Source organism: Aeromonas rivipollensis (assembly GCF_037811135.1).
GTDB classification, from domain to species: domain Bacteria; phylum Pseudomonadota; class Gammaproteobacteria; order Enterobacterales; family Aeromonadaceae; genus Aeromonas; species Aeromonas rivipollensis.
Map to the genome: position 1 here is coordinate 359,646 of NZ_CP149130.1, position 20,355 is coordinate 380,000.

The following is a 20,355-nucleotide window of genomic DNA, read 5'->3' on the forward strand; positions in this document are numbered from 1 at the left end:
CTCCCGTCTCCCATGAAAAGGCCCGCACTCGGCGGGCCTTTTGCGTCTCTCGCACCCGAGAGGATCAAAACTGGTAGGTCAGCCCCAGGTTGTAGCGGCGTCCATCCAGCACTGTGCCATAGCTGGCATGGTCCACCCTCTTGTCCAGCAGGTTGTAGATGCCGGCGGTGACGCTCAGCGCCTGATTGGCCTTGTAGACCAGGCCGGTGTCGAAGAAGGTGTATGAGGGAGTGCCCTCGGCCATCTTGACCCGGCTCAGGTAGTCCGAGGTCTTGCTGCGGAAGTTGACCCTGGACCAGAGGCCGACCGCCTCGCTGGTCTGCCAGTCGACAGTAGTGTTGAACATGTGGCGCGGCATCTGGTTCAGTGCCAGGCCCGCCATGGGACCGCTCTTCTGCTCGGACTGGGTGAAGGTGTAGCTGGAGGCCAGGGACCACTGCGGGTTGATGGCCCAGTTGGCCGTGCCTTCCACCCCGCGCATGTTGGCCTCGTCGACGTTGATGCGATCGCTGATGAAGTCATAGGTGTGGCCGTTCAGGGTGCAGGCGGGATCCTGCTTGCTGGTGCAGCGACGGGTCTCGGCAATCTTGTCCTTGAAGTCGGTATTGAACAGGGTCAGCCCGGCGTTGAGCCCCTGCCTGCCATCCCACAGCAGGGCGATTTCCTCACTGACGCTCTTCTCCGGCTGGAGGGCCGGGCTGCCGACCAGCATGCCATCCTGAGTACCGCCGCCGGTGGCCTGACCCCAGTTGGCCGCGGACATGCGCAAATCGGGGGAGCGGTAGCCGGTGGAGACGCCCCCCTTCAGGGTCCAGAACTCGGCGGGGTGCCAGACCCCGTAGAGACGCGGGCTCCAGTGGCTGCCGTAGTTCTGATCCCTGTCCATGCGCACGCCGCCGGTCAGGGCGAAGCTGTCGGTCAGGGCCCACTCGTCCTCCACGAACAGGGCCCAGCTCCAGCGGGTCAGCTGGTCGGCGCTATTGGCCACATTCAGCTGGTTGCCCTGATCTTGCAGATCCTCGTAGCGGTACTGGCCGCCGACACTGAGGTAGTGATCCCCCAGGACGATCTGGGTATGGGTGTCGGCTATGGTGTTGATCATCTTCATCTGCCGACCCGGGTTGGTGCTCTCTTCCCGTTGCAGATAGCTGGTGGAGGAGCCGAAGTCGTAGCGGCCGTCGTGGGTGATGGCGTAGTTGGTGCGCTCGTAGGTGCTCAGGTTGGGTTTGGCCTTGGCCGAAATGGACTCACCCGGCGTGCGATCCCTGTCCTGCAGGCCGCGGCTCACCTCGAAGTCGAAGCTGTTGTGCTCGTCCGGGGTCAGGCTGAACACGGCGGTGCCGCTGCGCATCTCCTGCTCGGCGAAGCCGTTCTCGAACTGATCCTCGCCGCGATAGGAGAGTTGGCCGTTCAGGCGCATTCCCAGCAGCCCGTCCACCAGGGCGCCGGCGGTGTAGGCATCGCTCTGGAAGAGATCACCTGAGGCCTTGCTCTCCTGGAAGGTGCTGTCGGCATGCACCGATCCCTGCCATGCCGTCATGCTGGTGCTCTTGCGGGTGATGACGTTGATGACGCCCCCCATGGCGTCCGAGCCGTAGCGGGAGGACATGGGGCCACGCACCACCTCGATCCGCTCTATGGCTTGCAGCGGCGGCAACCAGCCCTGCTCTATGCCGGGGCCGTCGCTGTTGGGGCGGGTGCCACGGCTGTCGACCCGCTTGCCGTCCACCAGCATCAGCGTGTACTTGGCTCCCATGCCGCGGATGCTGATGTCGCTGCTGCTGCCACCCCCGGTGATCACCACCCCGGGCACGTCTTTCAGGGCGTCGGTCACGTCACGGTAGGCGCGCTTCTCCAGCTGTTCCCGGGTCACGACCGAGATGGAGGCGGCAGAGTCTTCGATCTTCTGCTGGAAACCCGAGGCGGTGATCACCATGACTTCGTTCTGGCTGGCGTGGGCCTGGCTGGCCAGTGCGGCGACGATCAGGGTGGCGAGAGGGGGAATGGGGATGTTAGTCATGAAAACCTGAACTCCTGGGAAGGAAAGTTTCTCAACCCGCTTTAGTGTCCCGGGATCTTGGTGTCGCACTGGGACGGCGGAGCTGAGCCTCAAATGGATGACATTTGTCGGCAGGCATTCTAGACAAACAAGAGTCAAATGCAATTGATATTAATTATCATTTGTATTTTGTTCGGTAGGAGGGGCAATTTTGGCAGGGGAGAGAGGTAATGATGGGAATCCAGATAACAAAAAACCCGCCTAGGCGGGTTTTTTCAATTCTTGCAGAAGGACTTTCCGATTGACGAAAAGGCTTCCTGGCTTGAATTACAGACCAACTACGTTGGCAGCAGCCGGGCCTTTCTGGCCTTGCTCGATGGTGAACTCAACGCGCTGACCTTCGTCCAGGGTTTTGAAGCTGGTGGACTGGATAGCGGAGAAGTGTACGAACACGTCTTTGCCACCGTCAGCCGGGGAGATGAAGCCAAAACCTTTCTCAGCGTTGAAGAACTTTACGGTACCAGTCATTTTGTTAGACATAATAATTTCCTTGAATAGTGATGTTGAAACGCTACTTGTGTAGCAATCCATGATTTTTCGTCAGCAATACGTATGGGGAGCACTAAAGAAGGAGAATTATTTGGCGAGAATCATCTGGGACAACTCTATGCACAAATCACTGCTTTAAAATGACTGCCTAACATAATCAGGTCTGAACTACCGAACCATCGAAATCGATTAGAACACGCTCACTCCGCCATGGCAATCTTTATCTTGGTATTAATTCCTGCCCGGCGAGTGGGTGTCAGCGTTTTCTATTGATAAAATCGTTTTATACCAGAAGCTTATCTATCAATTTCCGGTATGGGAAAGGGAAGTATGCAGGCCCATGTCCGGGTGGCAGCACAAGCATCCGGACATGGGAGACAGAAATTATCGCTTGCTGCGGTACTTGTTGCTGACGGAGTCCGCCCAGTTGAAGGTTTCGGGCAGCACCTGATTCTTGGCGCGCTCCTTGGCCTTCTCCCGTGCCAGTGCGGAGGCCGCCTTGGCTGCCTTGGCGCGATCCTCGGCGATTTTCAGGCGCCCTTCCTCACGGATCTTGTTACGTTCCCCATTGGTCAGGGTGTGATCGGCATTGGCCTGGGCCTTCTGCAACAACAGGGTGATCTCGGCTTTTTCGGCCTCGGTAAGATCTTTCATTTCCAGCTTTTTCATGGCGCACTCCTGCGGCAGGTGATGGCTCACCCTAACACACTCCGGGGGCCGACTCTTATGTAATCGTCCTCTTGACCCCAAAAGGGCAAGTTGAGTGCGTTTTCCTGCCGGTTTTCCCCCAGATAGAAGCCGGTTGTGGCGGTTTGTCCCAGATTGTCGGGGCGTGGATGACGAGGTCCGTACCCTGTGTGACGCCCTGGTCCGGCGAGGCTGGATCCCGATGGTGGCTGGGGGTATGCTGGTGCCAGTGCGATCCTCGATCGTCACTGCTAGCGTACTGTGTCTATGATTCGGATGACATGCTGGAATCTTGATTCCAACTGTCCTGGTAACATTTTTGGAGTCTGATGATGAGCAACAAAGAACAGCATCACGGCAAAGATGCCAAGAAAAAACCGCAGATGTCACTGAAAGAGAAGCGCGAGGCCAAACGTCAGAAAGCTGATCTGAAAAATGGCGGCGCGATGAAGTAACGCTCCACTACACTGTTGTTCCTCTGGAGCCAGTATCAAGCCAGTCCGTCATGGGCTGGCTTTTATGTTTCTGTCGGATGAGGCCGTGCCATAGTCGACAAAGATCTGCTCATAGCGACCATCTTCCCTCATCTTGCTCAACTGGCGATCGAACCACTGCTGCTGCGCCGCCTGGCGAAAGGCGAAGTGGTACCGGGTGGGGGGGAAGAGATCATGCTGTCGGATCCTGTCTGCGTGATAGCGCTCGCCACCCTCTTCTTGCCCGAGCAGTTGTGCCATGTAGTAGTAGAATATCCTCTGCTCCAGGATCACGGCATCCGTGCGCCCCAGCAACAACTTCTGAACCTGCCCTTCCTGCCTCGCCACCTCCTCGTAGTTGGGGTTCTGATCGACTATTTCAGCGAACTCTTTTCCCAGGATCTGCCTGGCCCGCTGGAAGGCGCTGACTCGCAGCGTCTGCAGATCCCTCATGCTCTTGAACGCCGTCTTGTCGAGGGTAAAGACCCGGTTGTGAAAGGTGATCACCGCCTGGGAGAGGTGGGCGCGGCTCAGCATGCCGGGTCTGACGTTGATGATGGCATCCAGCTTGCCTTCCTCCAGCATGCGGAAGGTTCGCTCCAGAGGCAGATAGATGAACTCGGGCTCATGATCGCTGCCAGCGAACGCCTCGCGCATGAGATCGAGCTCGATGCCTCGATTCTCGTGCGTGATCACATAAGGAGGGATGGCGAAGCTCACCCCCACTCGCAACGGTTCGGCGATCAGAGGGGCGGCAAACACCAGCAAGATGAGGCACAGCAGGCGACCAAGGTGATTCATGCAGGTTCTCGGGGAAGTGACTCGTCCCGAGAATAGCCACAAGTCAGGGCGAGGGAGAGGGTCAGGTGCGGATCGTCGCAACAACATGATGAGGGAGGGGATGAATGCGTCAGAAACAGACAAAAAAGGCCCTGAGTCATCAGGGCCTGGGTGTCGATCAGAACGGGATATCGTCGTCGAAATCCATCGGCGGCTCGTTGTAAACCGGCGGTGCAGACTGCGGCTGCTGGGCCGGACGACCGTAACCACCCTGTGGCTGCATATTCTGCTGCGGGGCTGCGGCCGGGCGTTGCATGGCTTGCTGAGGGGCTGCCTGTTGCGGCTGGCCCCAGTTGCCCTGGGACTGTTGACCGCCCATGCCCTGGCCGGCGCCGCCTTGCGGACGGCCACCCAGCATCTGCATCACGCCGGTGAAACTGTCGACCAGCACTTCTGTGGTGTAGCGCTCCTGGCCACTTTGATCCTGCCACTTGCGGGTCTGCAGCTTGCCTTCGACATAGACCTGGGAACCCTTCTTCAGGTACTCGCCCGCCACTTCGGCCAGCTTGCCCATGAAGACCACGCGGTGCCACTCGGTTCGCTCTTTCTGCTCACCGGTCTGCTTGTCGCGCCAGGTGTCGGAGGTGGCCAGGGTGATGTTAGTCACGGCACCGCCGCTCGGCATGTAGCGCACTTCCGGGTCTTGCCCCAGGTTACCGATCAGAATGACTTTGTTGATGCCTCGACTGGCCATAATCTCTCTTCCACCCTTATGTATACCGGCCAGGCCAAATGCCTGGTCCCATTCAATATGTCGTTTGTTTGCAATGAGATGCGCGCCACGGATGGACCTCATCTTCACGCATGTCACGGCTGTGCCAGATTCAACCGACGCGTTTATCGGCCATCCGCCGCAGCGTTTGCCCGCAATAATACCAGTTGGCGGAGATGAGCGCACACCTTCCTGTCCCGGCGAGTACCAAACCCCGCTGCTGGCGGTTCGAGTAACTTACCCGAGGTATGGCCCCACCAGCAAGGGGACGACGGGGCCAAGTGCTGCATCGACGGCCAAGGCCTGCTATGGTGCTGGTCGGCACTACTTAACCCCCCAAATGGGGGGTATGTGCTAGTCATTTGTATTGGTTGGAAAATTGCTGAGCTTCAAAGGAATCACAGCGGCGTCTAATACTTTTTTAATGCTGCAGCCAGGAGGGGGATTGGTACTCTTCCTTGCCGAAAAGCCCCGACTCGAATGTGCAAGGAAGTTCTCTTGATGACGCCCGAATACCCCTTAGTGCTGATCACCGAAAATAATGCACAAGCCAGCAGTTTCCAGCGTCACCTCAGCGAACAGCTTGGCTTGTCCATCTTGCTGGTGGGGGAGATAGAGGCCCTGCCCGAACCCGCCGAGACCTCTGCCCAGACGCTGCTGCTGATCGATCTGGACTATCTGAAGTCGGCTCAGCAGGCGGATTGGAGCAAGGCCATCTGCAGCCGCTTCGGCGAGGCCAGTGCCGTGTTGCTCAACGCCCCGACCAGTACGGACAGGGAGCTGCTGCTGATGTGGCCACACACCAGCGGGCTCTTCTTCCGCCAGGACAACCTGGATCGGCTGGTGATCGGCATCCGCAAGGTGTTGCAGGGGGAGTACTGGATCCCGCGCCATCTGCTGTGCGATCTGGTGGATTACTACCGCAAGGGGAGCGGCCAGCCCCTGCGCAACCAGACGTTGCTGACGGCCCGTGAGCAGGAGATAGTCCGCCACCTGATGACGGGGGCCTCCAATACCGAGATCGCCGACAGCCTGTTCGTGAGCGAGCACACCATCAAGTCCCACCTCTATAACGTGTTCAAGAAGTTGAACGTCAAGAACCGCCTGCAGGCGGTGAGCTGGGCCAAGGAGTATCTCTGAGAGCCGGGGATAGGATGATAAAAGCCTGTCTATTCATCCAGTAGTCTCTATGCCATACTGGCCCGCTCTGGTTCCCGTATCGAGCGCGCAACAAGATGGATAAAATCGTGATCCGGGGTGCCCGCACCCACAACCTCAAAAACATCAATCTGACTCTGCCCCGCGACAAGCTGATCGTGGTCACCGGCCTGTCAGGTTCCGGCAAGTCCTCCCTGGCGTTCGATACCCTCTATGCCGAAGGCCAGCGCCGTTATGTGGAGTCTCTCTCTGCCTATGCCCGCCAGTTCCTCTCCCTGATGGAGAAGCCGGACGTGGACCATATCGAGGGACTTTCCCCGGCCATCTCCATCGAGCAGAAGTCCACCTCCCATAACCCACGCTCGACCGTCGGCACCATCACCGAAATCTACGACTACCTGCGCCTGCTGTTTGCCCGGGTCGGTGAGCCCCGTTGCCCGACCCACGCCATCCCGCTCGCCGCCCAGACCATCAGCCAGATGGTGGATCAGGTGCTGGCCCAGCCCGAAGGCACCAAGCTGATGCTGCTTGCCCCCGTGGTGCGCAATCGCAAGGGGGAGCACACCAAGCTGCTGGAGAACCTGGCGGCCCAGGGCTATATCCGCGCCCGCATCGATGGGGAGGTGTGCGATCTCTCCGACCCTCCCCCGCTGGAGCTGCACAAGAAGCACACCATCGAGGTGGTGGTGGACCGCTTCAAGGTGCGCGATGACCTGGCACTGCGCCTCGCCGAATCCTTCGAGACGGCTCTGACCCTCTCCGGCGGCATAGTCCTGGTGGCTCCCATGGACGGGGAGGAGGGCGTCGCTCCCCTGATCTTCTCCGCCAACTTCGCCTGCCCGGAGTGTGGTTACTCCATGTCGGAGCTGGAGCCGCGCATCTTCTCCTTCAACAACCCGGCCGGTGCCTGTCCCACCTGCGACGGCCTGGGGGTGCAGCAGTACTTCGATCCCGCCAAGCTGATCCACGATCCGAGCCAGAGCCTGGCCGGTGGCGCCATCCGGGGTTGGGACAAGCGCAGCTTCTATTACTTCCAGATGCTGAAATCCCTCTCCGAGCACTACAAGTTCGATCTGGAGGCGCCCTGGGAAGACCTGCCGGTCAAGACCCAGGAGGTGATACTGCGCGGCTCCGGTCGCACCGAGATCGAGTTCCGCTACATGAACGACCGCGGCGATGTGGTGGTGCGCAAGCATCCGTTCGAGGGAATACTGCACAACATGGAGCGGCGCTACCGGGAAACCGAGTCCAACTCGGTGCGGGAAGAGCTCTCCAAGTACATCGCCAACAAGTCCTGTACCAGCTGCGGTGGCAGCCGGCTGCGGGAAGAGGCGCGCCATGTCTTCGTGGACAACCGCAATCTGCCGGCCATCGCCGAGCAGTCCATCGGCGATGCGCTCGCCTTCTTCGAGGGGCTGAACCTGAGCGGCCAGCGCGCCCAGATTGCCGAGAAGATCCTCAAAGAGATAGTCGAGCGGCTCGGCTTCCTGGTGAACGTCGGCCTCAACTATCTGAGCCTGTCCCGCAGCGCCGAGACGCTGTCCGGCGGGGAGGCGCAGCGGATCCGGCTGGCGAGCCAGATTGGCGCCGGTCTGGTGGGGGTCATGTATGTGCTCGATGAGCCCTCCATCGGCCTGCACCAGCGGGACAACGAGCGGCTGCTCAAGACCCTTACCCACCTGCGCGATCTGGGCAACACCGTCATAGTGGTGGAGCACGACGAGGACGCCATCCGCCTCGCCGACCATGTGCTCGACATAGGCCCGGGGGCCGGGGTGCACGGCGGTGCCATAGTCGCGCAAGGGACGCCGGAGGAGATCATCGCCAATCCCGAGTCGCTGACCGGTGACTACCTCTCCGGCCGCAAGCAGATCGCCATTCCTGCCGAGCGCACACCGCTCACCGGCAAGTGGTTGAAACTCAAGGGGGCGAGCGGCAACAACCTGCGCAACGTCAACCTGGATCTGCCCATAGGGGTGATGACCTGTGTCACCGGGGTCTCAGGCTCCGGCAAGTCGACCCTGATCAACGACACCCTGTTCCGCATCGCCCACCGGGAGCTGAACAAGGCGACCGAGTCCACCCCGGCGCCCTATCGCGAAGTGGAAGGGCTGGAGCACCTGGACAAGGTGGTGGACATCGACCAGAGCCCCATAGGCCGTACCCCGCGCTCCAACCCGGCCACCTATACAGGTCTGTTCACCCCGATCCGCGAGCTGCTCTCCGGCACCCAGGAGGCGCGTTCCCGCGGCTACCTGCCGGGTCGCTTCTCCTTCAACGTCAAGGGAGGCCGCTGCGAGGCGTGTCAGGGGGATGGGGTCATCAAGGTGGAGATGCACTTCCTGCCGGATGTCTATGTGCCGTGCGACGTCTGCAAGGGCAAGCGCTACAACCGTGAGACCCTGGAGGTGAAGTACAAGGGCAAGAACATCCACGAGATCCTCGAGATGACGGTGGAAGATGCCCGCGCATTCTTCGACCCCGTCCCTGCGGTGGCGCGCAAGCTGCAAACCCTGATGGACGTGGGCCTCTCCTACATCCGGCTCGGCCAGTCGGCCACTACCCTCTCGGGGGGCGAGGCGCAGCGGGTCAAGCTGGCGCGGGAGCTCTCCAAGCGCGACACCGGCCAGACCCTCTACATCCTGGACGAGCCAACCACGGGGCTGCACTTCCACGACATCCAGCAACTGCTCAAGGTGCTGCACCAGCTGCGGGATAGAGGCAACACCATCGTCATCATCGAGCACAACCTGGACGTCATCAAAACCGCCGACTGGATCGTCGATCTGGGACCGGAAGGGGGCGCCGGTGGTGGCCGTATCCTGGTGACCGGCACGCCGGAGGAGATGAGCCGTTGCAAGGAGTCGCACACGGCGCGCTTCCTGGCCCCCTTGCTGAACAAGTAAGGGCAAGTCAGACAGACAAGGGGCCAAGGCCCCTTTTTTGTGGGCGATCGCCGGAGATGAAGAGATCCTGGGATCCGCCTCGGCGGCGGGCGCAGACACTGAGCCCGGGAGTGACCGAATGGGGCATTGGTTCGGGCAGGGCAGGCTCCACACTGATGGTGTGAGTTGTGACTCTGGGGTGTCAGTGGGCCAGCATCAGGAAGGCGAGGGCGAACAGAAAACCGAGCAGGATAAACAGGAAGGAGCCTATGCCCCAGATGGCTGCCAGGATGCCGATGATTTTGTCTTTGCGTGTCTGTGGTTTCATAAAGATTAAATTACAGCATGGCTACATTGCTTTAATAAAATACGCTGGCCGGCATCATTAAACAACAGAGAAATGGGAATATGGGCAACCTTAAGGTGTATTTATTTGCTATTTTAAGTCGGGCGCCATTGCGGATTTATATTTCAACTTGCTGTGTTTAAATGGTTTTTAGGTATTTCCTGTCATTTTTTTGGTTATCTGAAGCTGCTGTGTACATCCATCTATTTCTTGATAACTATTGAGCTAAATCAATAACCGTCCATTCACATCCTTTTATAGTTTTCGGGCTTACAACATAGAAAGAAAACAAAAAGGAATTATGTGATGAAAAAAGTGCTTCCTCTCCTGATCGCAGCCGCCTTTGCTTCCCCCGCCGCCATGGCCCATCAGGCCGGTGACATTCTGGTGCGTGGCGGTCTGGCCTTCGTCTCTCCCCAGACCAGCAGTGACGACGTTCTGGGCACCGGCGAACTGGATATCGACAGCAATATGCAGCTGGGGCTGACCCTCTCCTACATGCTGACGGACAACTGGGGTGTCGAGTTGCTGGCGGCGACGCCTTTCTCCCACTCGGTGTCGACCCCGGGGCTGGGTGAGGTCGCCAAGGTCAAGCACCTGCCGCCGACCCTGATGGCGCAGTACTACTTCGGGGATGCCAACAGCAAGGTGCGTCCCTATGTCGGCGCCGGCATCAACTACACCACCTTCTTCGATGAAGAGGGCCGTGGTGCCCTGGCGGGCACGGATGTGAGCGTTGACTCCTCCTGGGGGCTGGCGGGTCAGGTGGGTCTGGACATGGCGATCAACGACCGCTGGTTCGTCAACGCCTCCGCCTGGCTCATCGACATCGACACCGATGTACACACCGCAGTGGGTACCATCAATACCTCCATCGATCCGGTTGCCTTCATGTTCGGCGTCGGCTACCGCTTCTGATGACAAGGTTGGCCGCCACAAGGCCATGACAACCAAGCATGTCTCTTTGGCCCGGCTCTGTTCGGGCCCTTTTCTGTCCGGATCGGGACAATAACTGTGATCCGGCCCCCCATGGCATCACTTATTGCTCTTCCATTGCCTCAACTTGCCGATAGCCTCTGCGTTCACCCCTTTATTTCCCAACGAGTGAGGATGTCTCCATGGGTTTATCTATCGTGCAGCGGATCATCGCCGGATTTGTGCTGATGTTGCTGCTGCTGGTTCTGCTGGGCTTCATCAGTATTCTGAAGATCCGGGGAATCAATGAGGGACTCTCCCAGGTATCGGATCGTGCCACTCCCCTGGTGATCGCCGTCGCCGGGCTCAAGGGAGCCTTGCAGGACAGCAACCGCTGGGTGTTGACCTACAGGACCAGCGAGGATGCGACCCAGTTGCCGCAGCTGGCCAGCCAGTTCAAGGCGCAGCAGGCGCGCTTCCTGGCCCAGAGCCAGGAGATGGCCAGGTTCAACGACGTGGCCGAGGCGGGCGAGCGCTTTCGTCAGGTAGATGGGGCCACCCGGGAGTTCTACGGTCTGGCGGATCAGGTGCTGAGCCAGCATGGCCAGTGGATAGCCGCCCTCGATCGGCGTCATGAGCTGGAGCTGGCTTTTATCCGGCTGGAAGACACCTATCAGTGGGCCGCCGATCTGCTGTTGCAGCAGACCGCCAGCAAGCGCTCCATGCGTAACAAGGCCGAACTCATCACCTCCGGCATAGCCCGGGATCTGAAGAACATCCGTCGGGCCGACGCCAAGACAGATCTCAACGAGCTGGAGAAGGTGCTCGCCAAGGATATAGAGATGGCGCGCAAGCGGCTCGAGCGGGTGCTGGTGCCCGATGATGTGAGGCAGCGCTTCGTCGTCAATCTGGACAGGATGCAGGAGCTGGCGCTCGGCCCGCAGGGGCTGCTGGCCACCATGCGTCATGCCCAGCAGCTTGCGGCTTCCTTGCAAACCTTGAATCAGCAGCTTGATACCAGCCTGGTCAACAGCCTGGCGCTGCTGGACGAGATGGGCAAGTCGGCGGGCAGCATCGCCAGCCAGAGCCGGATCGGGGCCGATGACGCCGTCAGCAGTGCCAGCTTCTGGATCCTGATCGTCTCCGCCATCTCCGCCGCCGCCGCACTCATCATCGGTTACACCACGGCGCGCAGCATACAGCGCCCGTTGCAGCTGATCGATCGGGCACTGGATCGCATGGCCACCGGGGATATGACCCGGCGCATCGACTACCAGAGCCGTTGTGAATTCGGCAGTCTGACCCGCTCCATCAACACCCTGGCGGACAAGACGGGGGAGCTGCTCTCCCAGATCAACGCCGGTTCCCGCCATCTGGTGGAGGAGGCGAGCCGCGCCGCCGAGATCAGCGAGCGCGCCATGTCCAGGGTACAGGATCAGAAGAGCCAGACCGACCAGGTCGCCGCTGCCATCACCGAGCTGGAAGTGAGCGCCACCGAGGTGGCCCGCTCCACCGATGGTACCAAGCGCGAGGTGGATCTGGCCGACGAGGAGGCTCGCGCCGGTCGCAAGCAGGTGGCGACCACGCGCCAGATCACCGAACAGCTGGCTGGCGCCATGGAGGAGGCGGTCGGCATCACCCACAAGCTGGGGGAATTCAGCAACAACATCGGCAGCATTCTGGATGTGATCCGCAGCATTGCCGAGCAGACCAACCTGCTGGCACTGAATGCGGCCATCGAGGCGGCCCGGGCCGGTGATGCCGGCCGCGGCTTTGCCGTGGTGGCGGACGAGGTGCGGGCGCTGGCGAACCGGACCCAGACCTCGACCGAGGAGATCCAGGCCATGATCGAGAACCTGCAGAGCTCCAGCAAGCATGTGGTGGAGGTGATGGCCCGCAGCCAGGAGCAGACCCAGGGTTGCGTGTCTCAGACCCGGGCCATGGATCAGGCGCTGCAATCCATTGCCGAGCGGATGAGTGCCATCAAGTCGATGGCGGATCAGGTCGCCCATGCGGCCCAGGAGCAGATCTCGGTCAGTCAGGGGGTGGCCCGTCATATCGCTGGCATTGCGGACGTGGCTTACGAGACCGAACGGGAGGCCCGTGAATCGGCAGGCAGCAGTGAAGTGCTGGCGGAACTGGTCGCCAAGCAGCAGCAATTGATCGCTCATTTCAAGGTGTAGGAGGACTTATGGCTAACAAGTGGATCGGGGCCCTGAGTCTCCTGTTGTGTGGCCAGCTGATGGCCAGCGAGCTGGTGATCGAAAGCTGGCGGATAGATGACAAGACCTTGTGGGAGGAGAAGATCATTCCCGCCTTCGAGGCCGCTCACCCGGGCATCCAGGTGAGCTTCAACGGGGTGCAGAACGTCGAATACATGCCGACCCTCTGGGCCAGCCTGAAGGCGGGCAAGGCCGGGGATCTCATCACCTGCCGCCCGTTCGACGACTCCCTGGCCCTGTTCAAGGCGGGCCACCTGGCGGAGCTGAGCGAGATGGCCGGGATGGAGAACTTCCCGAGCTTCGCCCAGTCCCCCTGGCAGACCGATAGCGGCGCCCAGACCTTCTGCGTGCCCATGGCCTCCGTCATTCACGGCTTCTTCTACAACAAACAGATCTTCAGTGAGCTGGGGCTGGCGGTGCCGCAGACCCGGGACCAGTTCTTCGCCGTGCTCGACAAGGTGAAGGCGGATGGCCGCTATGTACCGCTGGCCATGAGTGGTTCGGAGAGCTGGGTCGCCTCAGAGCTGGGCTTCCAGAACATAGGCCCCAACTACTGGAAGGGGGAGGATGGCCGGCTGGCGCTGATCGCGGGCCAGGAGCGGCTCGACAACCCGCAATACGTCAAGGTGTTCGAGGAACTGGCCCGCTGGCGCGCCTATCTCGGCGAGGGGGTCGAGGGTCGTGACTACGCCACCACCAACGAGCTGTTCACCTCCGGCAAGGCCGCCTTCTATGCGGCTGGTTCCTGGGAGATAGCCCCCTTCACCGACAAGGTGGACTTTGGTGTCATGCGCCCCCCTGTGAGCAAAGAGGGTGACGGTTGCTTCTTTACCGATCACACCGACATCGGTATGGGGATGAACCCGGCCAGCAAGAACAAGGAGGCCGCCATGACCTTCCTGCAGTGGCTGACCACCTCCCAGTTTGCCGAGCTCTATACCAACTCGCTGCCGGGGTTCTTCTCCCTCTCCAACCACTTCTTCGAGGCCACCAACCCGGCGGCCAAAGAGATGATGGAGTGGCGGGATCAGTGTGACTCCACCATCCGGGTCGCCACCCAGATCCTCTCTCGCGGCACCCCCAAGTTGGGGGATGAGCTGGCCGAGGTGAGCCAGGGGGTGTTGCTCGGCACCATGGCACCGCAAGCCGCCGCCGATCGGCTGGAGCAGGGACTGAAGGGCTGGTACGCCCCTCATCAGAGCCCGCAGGCCAAGGGGCTGGACTGTCAATGTGCGGCGCCCGCAGCCATCTCTGCCGCTCCTGCCACGATTGAGGCCGCCGTCGCTGCGCCATCCGCGGCCATCTCGACCGGATTGAACCCGTCCCCCGCGCCTGCGGCTGTTGCCCCCTCAGCGGCGGCCCCGACCGACGTCGAGCAGGCGCTGGCCAGCGAGCTGGACGCACCTCAGCCCTGAAGGGCTGCACCATGAAAAAACGGGAGGCATCAGCCTCCCGTTTTCATTTGCGCCAGACGCCTATGGCTGCTGAGCCCAGCGGCACAGGCTGCCGATCCGCGCCACCGGAACGAAGCCCAGGGCGCGGTAGACCCGCTGGGCGTGGTAGTGCTCGTCGGCCACTATGATGAGCTGCCTGGCCCGCAGGAACCCCTGGCGGGCGACCTGGCTCAGCAGCTGACGGCAGAGGCCCCGGTTGCGCCAATCCTGATGGGTGCGTACCAGCTGAAAGCGCCCCATGGTGCCGGTGAAGAAGAGGCCGCAGCTGGCCACCAGACGATCCCCCTGCCAGATCCCCCACCATTGTCCCAATCCATCGGCGATCATGGCCTGATAGAGGTCGCGCCGTGACTGAAGGTAGGCGAGGTAGCTCGCCTCCCCATGGCTCGAGTCCCTGTCATCGAGCTCCAGGGTCAGCCAGTCATCCCAGTCGGCGGGGGTGAAGGGGCGGGCCGGGGCGAGATCCTGGCCGTTCGGGGCCTGCCAGTCGGCGGCCTCCAGCGCCAGCACCACGCACTCCATGTATTGGTATCCCGCCGCCACGAAGCCGGCGACCCGGCTGTTCTGTCCCTCGGCCAGCGGCCACTGGAAGGTGCGATGGCGGATCTTGGGATCCTGGCCGATCAGCTTGTCGAAGCTGGCTTCGAGCCAACCCTTGTCGCGGTCGCTGGGCGGAGTGGGGAGCAGCAGATAGTTGCCGAAGTAGTAATCCGGGGCTGTCGGGGTGCGCACGGCCCAGAACTCTTCATGGTCCGTCACCTCGCCTTGATAGCGATCGAACAGCAAATCGGTGGCAAAACCGGGGTGATCTTCCATGACAAGGCTCCTGCAAATGCTTGAATTGATTATCGGCAGGGGGGGAGAGAAGTTAAAAAAAGGCCGGGAAACCCGGCCAAACAATCACACGCAGATTCAGAACGTCCAGGACGATCCGCCCGCATCATAGCGTGCCTGAGGCCATTTTGGGATGGGGCCCGTCGTTACTTGGGTCGAATTGCAGAATAAAAAAATCGTTTATCCCGCCCTCGCGGGCAAATCGGTGTTGACTTTGATCCGTTTTCTCATAAAGATAGAAAGACGTTTAGACGTCCAAACATCCGTTTTGACGTACAGGAATCGGTTGTAGGACAGGGAGAGAGCAGATGGGATTTCACAGCGCGCGTCAGGTCGAGGCACTCAACCAGAGTCTGGCTGACTTGGGTAACAACATTTCAGTCAGTTTCGAGTTTTTTCCACCCAACAGTGAAGGGATGGAGAATACCCTCTGGCAATCCATCGAACGACTGCAGGTGCTGGAACCCAAGTTTGTCTCCGTGACCTATGGCGCCAACTCGGGCACCCGGGACCGTACGCACAAGGTAATAAAGGACATCAAGGAGCGCACCGGTCTCATCGCCGCGCCGCACCTGACCTGTATCGATGCCAGCCGCGACGAGCTGAGAACCATTGCCCGTGACTACTGGAACAGCGGCATTCGCCACATAGTGGCACTGCGCGGTGACCTGCCCCCCGGACTCGACAAGCCGGACATGTATGCCACCGATCTGGTCGCCCTGCTCAAGTCCGAGGCCGACTTCGACATCTCGGTGGCTGCCTATCCGGAGGGCCACCCCGAAGCCAGGAGCGCGCAGTCCGACCTGCTCAACCTCAAGCGCAAGATAGATGCCGGTGCCAACCGCGCCATTACCCAGTTCTTCTTCGATGTGGAGACCTATCTGCGCTTTCGTGATCGCTGCGCCGCCATCGGCATCGATGCCGAGATAGTGCCGGGGATACTGCCGGTCTCCAATTTCCAGACCCTCAACAAGTTTGCCGGCTTTACCAACGTGAAGATCCCGCGCTGGATGCACCAGCGGTTCGAAGGGCTGGATAACGATCAGATGACTCGCAACATGGTGGGCGCCAGTATCGCCATCGATCAGGTGCGGGTGCTGAGCCAGGAAGGGGTGAAGGATTTTCACTTCTATACCCTGAACCGCTCCGAGCTGACCTACGCCATCTGCCATACCCTGGGAGTCAGGCCGAAAGGCCAGGCCTGATCCCCATCAGTCAGAAACGAGAAAAGCCAATGAGTTGCCCCATTGGCTTTTTGCTATGGGCGATGATCAGGGTCTGGTCGGCTGGATCTCCTTGGGCTCCAGCGTGATGACCGCATTGCCGGCGGCACCGGGGTACTGGTGGTAGCTCTGGTCCTGCTCCAGGGTGTAGAAGGTATCCAGGTAGTCGTCGTTGTTGGTCATCCAGGAATCGGGCAGCGCCTTGACGATGCGGCCGCCGAGATCGAGGAAGGGGAGGGCTTCCGGCACGCCGCCAGCGGTGAAGCCGAGCTTGAGCGCCTCGATCAACAGGGCGCTCAGCTCCTTGTAGTTGACGTTGTCATCCTGCTCCATCATGACGAGGTCGACTGCGCCCCAGCGATAGCGATCCCAGTACACCAGGATCTGGTTCGGGCTGTAATCTGTGTTGTCATAGTCGAGGTAGGGCATGTCGACTATGTCCACCACGGGTTCGTCCCGGCTCGGATTGACACCGGCCACGACGGCGTAGACCTCGGCGGCGCCGAGCAACCAGGGCTCCTGATCATCGCTGAGCCTGATCTTCTTGAGGATGCTGGTCTTGAGGGGGGCAGTGTTGTCGGCGGCACGGGGGGCTACTTGCATGTCTGCGGCAGCCAGCGCCTTGCGCATCACCTTCAGACCGGCATTCTTGGCCTTGACGGGGTCGGCCTCCACTACCAGCACGGGTCGTGCCGGTGGCTGGTTCACATCGAGGTAGACCGGATTGCCGGCGCCATCGAAGGCTTCGATGGCGCTCCAGCTCTTCTCATCGCCGCTCGGCACGTAGGCAATCAGCGGCTCCGTTCCCTGCTTGAGCGCATTGGCCTGCTCGGGGTTGGCCAGTCGCAACTGCATCAGCTGTTTGACCTCACCCTCCAGTCCTTGCCGGTTGATGGCGGCCTGATTGGCATCGGTGGCTTGGCGCTTCAGCCTGGGGCTCGCCTTTTGCAGCAGGTTGGGCAGCGGACTCTGGTACTCCTGATTGGCGAGCAGGGGCAACAGATTCTTCTGCTGCAGTGCGAGCTGGCGTGCCAGCTCCCTGTCCGTGTCGGCGGCATGGGCACTGGCGGTGCCCAGCAGGGCCAGCAATAAAATGACAGCCTGATTCCTCATTTTTCTTCTCCAGTATTGAGTCTGACAGAGGCGCGTATCGGGAAGAATCTGCGCCTCCTCCTCACTAGACGGGAATGGGGTTCGCCTGTGAACCATTCTTGCCGAATTATGTGCTGTGTCTCACTGGGGTCTCCCCAGATGGTCAGGTCAGGCGCGGAGCCGGTTGACTTGATGCAGCGCCACGCCGACCAGCAATCCCCAACAGGCGGAACCGACACCGAGCAGGCTGATCCCCGAGGCCGTGATGAGGAAGGTCAGCAGCGCGGCTTCCCGCTCTTCATCCTGCTGCAGCGCCCCGTGCAGGCTGCTGCCTATGGTGCCGAGCAGTGCCAGCCCGGCCACGCAGGTCACCAGGGCGGTGGGGAAGGCGCTGAACAAGGCGACCACAGTCGCCCCGAAGCAACCGGTCAGCAGGTAGAAGCAACCCGCCCACACGGCGGCAGGCCAGCGGCGGGCGGCGTCGGGATCCACTTCCTTGCCCATGCAGATGGCGGCCGTGATGGCGGCCAGGTTGAAGGCGTAACCACCGAACGGGGCCAGCAGCAGACCGGTAAGGCCGGTCCAGCCGATCAGGGAAGAGGTGGCCGGTTGATAGCCATGGGCACGGAGGATCGCGATGCCCGGCATGTTTTGCGACGTCATGGTGACTAGGAACAGCGGTAGCGCTATCCCCAGCACGGCGTTGATGGAAAAGGTTGGCGAGATCCACACCGGGCTGGAGAGTTGCCAGTGGACTTCAGTCAGCTGCAGCTCGCCCCTCAGGGCGCAGAGCAACATGCCGGTGGCCAGGACCAGCACCATGGTATAGCGGGGCCAGAGGTGGCGGCCGAGCAAGAAAGCCAGCAGCAAGGCGCCAAGCAGCAAGGGATCCTGGGGGGCCACCTTGAACAGGTCCAACCCGAATCTGAGCAGCACCCCGGCCAGCATGGCGGCGGCCAGGGGGGCCGGGATGTGGCGCATCAGCCTGTCGAACCAGCCGCTGATGCCGCACAGGGTGATCAGCAAGGAGGAGATGATGAAGGCGCCTATGGCCTCCGCCAGGCTGAAATTGCCCAGGCTGGTGATAAGCAGGGCGGCCCCCGGTGTTGACCAGGCGGTCAGCACCGGGATGCGGTAATAGAGGGAGAGGCCGATGCAGCTCATGCCCATGCCGATACCCAGCGTCCATAGCCAAGAGGATACCTGGGCTGCATCGGCGCCGGCGGCGGTAGCCGCCTGAATGATCAGTACGACCGAGCTGGTATAGCCAACCAGGACGGCGATAAGGCCTGCGACTAGGTGAGGGAGAGCAAAGGGCATAGCGACGTCCTTGTGTATGCTGATAGCTTGTGCGTTATTGCGTACAATATGGCTTTGACTATAGCGCTGTGCGCTATAGCGCACAAGGTGAAGATGCAGCATTCGGGAGAGGGCGTATGCAGGAGATGAATCGGCACCTGGCTCAGCGATTGAAAGAGTTGCGCGCCGAACTGGGGTGGAGTCTGGATGTGGCTGCCCGCGAGACCGGGGTGAGCAAGGCCATGCTGGGGCAGATAGAGCGGGGTGAATCCAGTCCGACGGTGGCGACCCTGTGGAAGATAGCCACCGGATTTCGGGTCTCCTTCTCCAGCTTTATCGAGCCGACCCCGGCAGTGACGGGGGAGACGCTCTATCGCATCGCCGATGACATTCGCCAGCAACCGGCGGGTGAAGGCATGCAGGTGGCGCCGTTGTTTCCCTATGAAGGCCGGTTCGGTTTCGAGCTGTTCGAGTTGACCCTGCTACCCGGCTATCAGCGGGAATCTGAACCCCATGAGCCTGGGGTGACCGAACATGTCATCGTCATCAGCGGGGCGATGGAGGTGCTGGTCGATGGGCAGTGGCGTTCACTGGATCAGGGGGAAGCCGTTCGCTTCGCCGCCGATCGTCCCCACGGTTACCGCAATCTGGGAATAGCTCCGGCCGTTTTTCACAATCTGATCCATTATCCCGCCACTCGCCCCTGATGGCTAACCCGGACGACCGTCCGCTCTGGGGCGGGCCAGGATGGGGGTGTAAACCCAGACAAAGAGGCCATAGGCCGCTATCCAGCTCCAGCCGCTCAGGTTCCATCCCGTCAGCGTCAAGGTAGGCCAATACAGAGGAAGCAGGACTCGCACGGAGGCAGAGAGGATCACCAGCGCGAATGCCAGGGTGATCCTGCGCCCGACATGCAGGGCCCTGCCGCTGTGACCGAGTGACACTCTGGCAATCATCCCGAGGATCATGGTCCCCATGCAGCCCGCACTGAGCAGGTGACTGGCGAGGGACAAGCTGAGAGGCAGTCCCGCAGCCTGGGCCGCAAGGGCGAGCAGGCCAAGGGGAATAAACAGGTAAGCCAGGTGCAGCGAGCATAACAGGGGCTGTGCCAGGGTGGTGCCGGGTCGCCAGCGCAGTTGCCTGCCCAGGTGCAAGCCGGCCGCCACTATATATAAAGGTACCATGTATAGAGAGTTGGTCCATGAATCAGGCAGCAGCCAGAGCAGCAGGATCAACCAGAGAGAGGCCAATGCCCCGCGCTCCAGCCAAGGGCTGGGAGGCGCCTTCTCCTGACCCGTGCCTCTGGCGGTAAAGAAGGGAATCACACGCCCGCCCATCACGGCGATCAGGGTGGTGAACAGCAGTACCGTCGTGATGAGCAGATGTTCCACTGCGCTCCAGTCATCTCGCCATAACCAACTGGCGCCATTGAGCAGAGTCAATATGAGGAGCAGGGGGACAAAGAAGAGGTTGCGCCATTGGCGCGTCATGATGACGGGCTTGGCGAGGAACCAGGCACAGAGCGGCAACCAGGCCAGATCCAGTGCCATCAGGATGAGATTGTCTTCTCCAAACCAGGGGAGCAGGCATCTTGGCAGCACCCACATTCCCACGATCAGCGCCAATGGCCAGCTGCGAACGCCGGGATGAGCCGTCCAGTTCTGGAC

Annotated in this window: 18 protein-coding genes (1 of these 18 cut by a window edge); 8 read left to right on the forward strand and 10 right to left on the reverse strand. The window is 60.8% G+C overall.

Going from position 1 to position 20,355, the window contains the following annotated elements; all coding sequences use genetic code 11:
* Positions 1 to 64 precede the first annotated feature (64 nt).
* The 3 genes from WIR04_RS01635 to yjbD form a co-directional block, all read right to left on the reverse strand.
* The gene (locus WIR04_RS01635) at positions 65 to 2,020 is read right to left on the reverse strand and encodes a ligand-gated channel protein (protein ID WP_338889999.1); all 1,956 of its coding nucleotides are present in this window, start codon (positions 2,018 to 2,020) and stop codon (positions 65 to 67) included.
* Between the two features lie 306 nt (positions 2,021 to 2,326).
* Entirely contained in the window at positions 2,327 to 2,539 is a 213-nt protein-coding gene (gene cspE, locus WIR04_RS01640; RefSeq protein WP_025328559.1) for a transcription antiterminator/RNA stability regulator CspE, read from the reverse strand.
* Between the two features lie 393 nt (positions 2,540 to 2,932).
* Positions 2,933 to 3,217 (reverse strand): DUF3811 domain-containing protein, encoded by a 285-nt coding sequence (yjbD, locus tag WIR04_RS01645; protein WP_025328558.1) that lies wholly within the window; start codon positions 3,215 to 3,217, stop codon positions 2,933 to 2,935.
* Positions 3,218 to 3,567: 350 nt separating this feature from the next.
* On the opposite strand from yjbD, the gene WIR04_RS01650 reads away from it, so the two are divergent.
* Complete coding sequence (locus WIR04_RS01650) at positions 3,568 to 3,690, forward strand: hypothetical protein (RefSeq protein WP_080675244.1); 123 nt, start codon at positions 3,568 to 3,570, stop codon at positions 3,688 to 3,690.
* 48 nt (positions 3,691 to 3,738) lie between these two features.
* On the opposite strand, the gene WIR04_RS01655 is transcribed toward WIR04_RS01650, so the two are convergent.
* Together WIR04_RS01655 and WIR04_RS01660 are read right to left on the reverse strand one after the other, a co-directional pair.
* A complete protein-coding gene (locus tag WIR04_RS01655) occupies positions 3,739 to 4,509 on the reverse strand; it encodes a substrate-binding periplasmic protein (protein WP_338890000.1) in 771 nt (256 codons plus the stop codon).
* A gap of 157 nt (positions 4,510 to 4,666) precedes the next feature.
* Positions 4,667 to 5,242: a single-stranded DNA-binding protein gene (locus WIR04_RS01660; RefSeq protein WP_005328769.1), complete on the reverse strand. Its 576-nt coding sequence runs from the start codon at positions 5,240 to 5,242 to the stop codon at positions 4,667 to 4,669.
* 519 nt (positions 5,243 to 5,761) lie between these two features.
* Here WIR04_RS01660 and WIR04_RS01665 point away from each other — a divergent pair.
* Entirely contained in the window at positions 5,762 to 6,400 is a 639-nt protein-coding gene (locus WIR04_RS01665; protein WP_162472085.1) for a LuxR C-terminal-related transcriptional regulator, read from the forward strand.
* Between the two features lie 95 nt (positions 6,401 to 6,495).
* Complete coding sequence (gene uvrA, locus WIR04_RS01670; protein WP_338890001.1) at positions 6,496 to 9,324, forward strand: excinuclease ABC subunit UvrA; 2,829 nt, start codon at positions 6,496 to 6,498, stop codon at positions 9,322 to 9,324.
* Positions 9,325 to 9,505: 181 nt separating this feature from the next.
* Here the strand turns inward: uvrA and WIR04_RS01675 are convergent, their stop codons facing one another.
* Positions 9,506 to 9,631, reverse strand: a complete 126-nt coding sequence (locus WIR04_RS01675) for a hypothetical protein (RefSeq protein WP_005328766.1) — start codon at positions 9,629 to 9,631, stop codon at positions 9,506 to 9,508.
* A 324-nt stretch (positions 9,632 to 9,955) separates the two neighbouring features.
* On the opposite strand from WIR04_RS01675, the gene WIR04_RS01680 reads away from it, so the two are divergent.
* The 3 genes from WIR04_RS01680 to WIR04_RS01690 all read left to right on the forward strand — a co-directional run bounded on the left by WIR04_RS01680 (position 9,956) and on the right by WIR04_RS01690 (position 14,201).
* Positions 9,956 to 10,567: an OmpW family outer membrane protein gene (locus WIR04_RS01680; RefSeq protein ID WP_025328553.1), complete on the forward strand. Its 612-nt coding sequence runs from the start codon at positions 9,956 to 9,958 to the stop codon at positions 10,565 to 10,567.
* Between the two features lie 200 nt (positions 10,568 to 10,767).
* Positions 10,768 to 12,747 (forward strand): methyl-accepting chemotaxis protein, encoded by a 1,980-nt coding sequence (locus WIR04_RS01685; protein WP_163149461.1) that lies wholly within the window; start codon positions 10,768 to 10,770, stop codon positions 12,745 to 12,747.
* An 8-nt stretch (positions 12,748 to 12,755) separates the two neighbouring features.
* Entirely contained in the window at positions 12,756 to 14,201 is a 1,446-nt protein-coding gene (locus WIR04_RS01690; RefSeq protein WP_338890002.1) for an ABC transporter substrate-binding protein, read from the forward strand.
* Between the two features lie 60 nt (positions 14,202 to 14,261).
* Here the strand turns inward: WIR04_RS01690 and WIR04_RS01695 are convergent, their stop codons facing one another.
* Positions 14,262 to 15,056, reverse strand: a complete 795-nt coding sequence (locus WIR04_RS01695; protein WP_338890003.1) for a GNAT family N-acetyltransferase — start codon at positions 15,054 to 15,056, stop codon at positions 14,262 to 14,264.
* Positions 15,057 to 15,382: 326 nt separating this feature from the next.
* On the opposite strand from WIR04_RS01695, the gene metF reads away from it, so the two are divergent.
* On the forward strand, positions 15,383 to 16,279 hold the full coding sequence (gene metF / locus WIR04_RS01700; RefSeq protein ID WP_025328549.1) for a methylenetetrahydrofolate reductase: 897 nt from the start codon (positions 15,383 to 15,385) through the stop codon (positions 16,277 to 16,279).
* 66 nt (positions 16,280 to 16,345) lie between these two features.
* Here metF and WIR04_RS01705 read toward each other — a convergent pair whose 3' ends face one another.
* Entirely contained in the window at positions 16,346 to 17,410 is a 1,065-nt protein-coding gene (locus WIR04_RS01705; protein WP_338890004.1) for a DUF3103 family protein, read from the reverse strand.
* A 147-nt stretch (positions 17,411 to 17,557) separates the two neighbouring features.
* Entirely contained in the window at positions 17,558 to 18,709 is a 1,152-nt protein-coding gene (locus tag WIR04_RS01710; protein ID WP_338890005.1) for a benzoate/H(+) symporter BenE family transporter, read from the reverse strand.
* A 116-nt stretch (positions 18,710 to 18,825) separates the two neighbouring features.
* Here WIR04_RS01710 and WIR04_RS01715 point away from each other — a divergent pair, with 116 nt between their 5' ends.
* Entirely contained in the window at positions 18,826 to 19,395 is a 570-nt protein-coding gene (locus tag WIR04_RS01715) for a helix-turn-helix domain-containing protein (RefSeq protein WP_025328546.1), read from the forward strand.
* A 3-nt stretch (positions 19,396 to 19,398) separates the two neighbouring features.
* Here WIR04_RS01715 and WIR04_RS01720 read toward each other — a convergent pair whose 3' ends face one another.
* Positions 19,399 to 20,355 carry the 3' portion of an NnrS family protein gene (locus tag WIR04_RS01720; RefSeq protein WP_338890007.1) on the reverse strand. Its footprint extends 237 nt past the window's final position, so 957 of the gene's 1,194 nt are visible here — the last part of the coding sequence; its start codon lies off the right edge, out of view; it ends in the stop codon at positions 19,399 to 19,401.